Genomic DNA, 2,839 nt, shown 5'->3' on the forward strand with positions numbered 1-2,839 from the left:
CTTTCATAGCGGTCAGACTTAGTATAGTTAATTTACTATGTAAAACCAGACAAATCAAGCCCCGGCCCGGCACCAGGGTCAGGCCAGCAATAGCCGTAATTTCATTCAATCGGTCCGGGATGCAGCGCGTATTCCTCAGAAGCTCAACTATTGACTTCAGCCCTACTCGTATGCTGCACGCCGCCTCCACCACCGCCCGCCGGCCCGCCCCGTTTTCCCAATTTCTCCGCCTGGCCGCGCTGGCGGCGGGCCTGACTACCCTGCTGCCGGCCTGTTCCGATGATGAAAACGACGAACCAGTCCAGCCGGCCGGGCCGGCCAAAATCACGGTTCCGAAAGCGGCCACTCTGTCGCCGGAAGGCATCCAGTACGATGAGGCCAAGAAATACTTCTTGGTCAGCTCCCGTACCCGGGGCCGCATTGGTACGGTGAAGGACGACAGCACCTACACGCAGTTTGCCGATGATTCGCTGCTGGTTTCCACCATCGGCCTGCACCTTGATGCGGACCGCCGGCGCCTGCTGGCCGCCGTTTCGGACAATGGCACCAACACCCGCCGCACCAAGCCCGCTACCCAGCGCAAGCTGGCGGCCCTGGCCATCTTCAACGCCGACAACGGCAGCCTGAGCCGGTTCGTGGACCTGGGCGGCTTGCGGCCCGCGCTGGCACACTTTGCCAACGACATTGCCATCGATAAGGACGGCAACGCCTACATCACCGACAGCCTCTCGCCCATCATCTACAAAGTTGACTTGCAGGGCACCGCCACGGTCTTTTTGGAAGACTCCCGGCTGGCGGCCAACCCGGCCACGGCCTTTGGTTTGAATGGCATCGTGTACCACCCCGATGGCTACCTGCTCGTGGCCAAATCCAGTGACGGCACGCTCTACAAAGTGCCCCTGAGCAACCCAACCGGCCTTACCACCGTGGCCACCGGCGGCCAAAACCTGACCGGCGCCGACGGCCTGCTGCTCGTCGACCGCCAGACCCTGCTGCTGGTGGCGGGCAGCCAGGGCACCGTGTACCGCCTGGGCAGCACCGACGCCTGGGCCACGACTACCGTTTCGGGGCGCTTTGCCACGGGCGCCGTCAGCCCGACCACCATCACCCGCCGCAGCCCCGCCGACGCCTACGTGCTCTACCCCTACCAGACTAGCGCCCCGCGCTTCGCCATCGTCAAAGTGGGTTTCTGAGCTCAGGCAGCAGTTTTGCTGATTAGCAAAAAGTCCCCTCCGGCGCGGTGCCGGAGGGGACTTTTTGCTTGGCGAATAAGTAGCCGGGGCAGGACGCTAATTGACCTTCGGCCGGCGCTGCTCCCGCTCCCGCTGCTGGCGCAGGGCCTCGCGCAGATACTCGGCCTCGGCGAAATGGGTGGCGTTGAGTTGGCTGCGGTACTTGGCCGGAATGGGCTGCCCGGCGAAGTAAGCCCGGTCCACGGCCAGCAGGTGGGCTTTATTGAACTTGCTGGCGTGCAGGATAAACCCTACCACGGTGGCGCCCAGCACGACCGTGCCCAGGGGTGGGGATATGGCTTCGTCGGCCACCTGCTGATTCCCGTACCGGTCAGTGGACGAGACGGGTAGGGCCAGTGTCAGGCCGGCTATAAACGGCAGCGTGTAAAGCCAACCCGCCGTGCGGCGCTTCCGAAACAAGCTCAGCAGCGCCCCCGTGGAGTCGGCCTCCCCGGCCCGGGGCTCGTAGCGGGGCAGATACCAGCCGTTGAACAGCAGCACCGCGCCCGAGTCGGCAGGTGCCACGGCGCGGGTAGCTGCGGGAGCCGGCGCCTGGGCCAGCGCGGCCGGGCCGCTCAATAGCAGCACAGCCAGCAGCCAGAGCTTAGGACCCGCCACGGTGCGGGGACGGCTACTTGGCGGGAACGGCTTCAACGGGCTTGTAGTCGATGATGGGCTGATTGAAGAACCGGGGCTTGAGCTTGCGGCGCAGGGACCGGGCCAGGGGCTTACCGGCGGCGTAGTTGGTCAGCACCATTTCGAGCTTGCCGTTGCTGTAGTGCAACAGCTTACCGGCGCCGTAGGCTGCGAAGGGTGCCGCAAACACGAAGGCCAGCGCCCCGTTGTTCGTGTTTTCCTGCACCACGTAGCCGCCGCCCACTACTTGGTTGTTGCTGGGGGCCGTGGCAATGCGGGCCGCTGCCAGGGCCGAACCCACAATCCAGCTCACCCCGCCGCCCTGCCGCCGGCCGTAGAGGTTGATAATGGCCTGGGCCGTGTCGTTGTGCAGGTACTGATTGCGCAGCCCCTGTTTGCGCGTGAGGGATTCGAGGGACTCTTGCTGGGCGAACAGCGGGGTGCTGCTCAGGCTTAGAAATAACAGAGCCAGTATTCGTTTGGTCATAAAAACGGAGGATGGGTAAATACCCGCAATATAAGGCGCGAAAATCAACGCGTAGCAACCATTCAGCCCTGCTGGTCCGCCACGCTGCTCCCAGCAAATCGGCCCTGGGAGGTCCGGCTGGTGCAGGCGGCAACATGGGGGAAGTAATAGTTGTCTACTGATAATGCAACTCCCTGAAAAAGGCAGCATCTTTACTGGCCTGCTACCGTGCTATTTTATCCGTTCGTCCGTACAAGGTTTTTTTGAGCTTCCTACGCGCTGCCTGCGCAGCGTTGCCCGCCTTTCCGGCTTCCCCGGTTATCCCCCCTCCGCCCAAGCTACTGAGCCTGGGTCAGCCTGCTTTTCATCCTTTCTTTTCTCACTTTTCCCCGCTTTATGCCCCTTTCCTTACCCATTACTGGTGCCGCTCAGCCTTCCCCGCGCGAGCCCCGGACCACTTCCGCGGGCCGGCGCACCTGGCGGCCCCTGCTGGCTGCCACCCTCG

3 protein-coding genes are annotated in these 2,839 nt (G+C 63.4%); 1 reads left to right on the forward strand and 2 read right to left on the reverse strand.

Annotation, left to right across the window (positions count from 1 at the left end):
- Positions 1-170 precede the first annotated feature (170 nt).
- Positions 171-1,193 (forward strand): SMP-30/gluconolactonase/LRE family protein, encoded by a 1,023-nt coding sequence (locus EWM57_RS20835; RefSeq protein ID WP_165370492.1) that lies wholly within the window; start codon positions 171-173, stop codon positions 1,191-1,193.
- Between the two features lie 96 nt (positions 1,194-1,289).
- Here EWM57_RS20835 and EWM57_RS20840 read toward each other — a convergent pair whose 3' ends face one another.
- Both EWM57_RS20840 and EWM57_RS20845 read right to left on the reverse strand, forming a co-directional pair.
- Entirely contained in the window at positions 1,290-1,850 is a 561-nt protein-coding gene (locus EWM57_RS20840; RefSeq protein ID WP_129923217.1) for a hypothetical protein, read from the reverse strand.
- Between the two features lie 13 nt (positions 1,851-1,863).
- Positions 1,864-2,355, reverse strand: coding sequence for a hypothetical protein (locus EWM57_RS20845; protein WP_129920547.1), 492 nt, complete (start codon positions 2,353-2,355; stop codon positions 1,864-1,866).
- Positions 2,356-2,839: the final 484 nt, after the last annotated feature.

It is taken from the genome of Hymenobacter persicinus (assembly GCF_004167665.1).
Classification (GTDB): Bacteria; Bacteroidota; Bacteroidia; order Cytophagales; family Hymenobacteraceae; genus Hymenobacter; species Hymenobacter persicinus.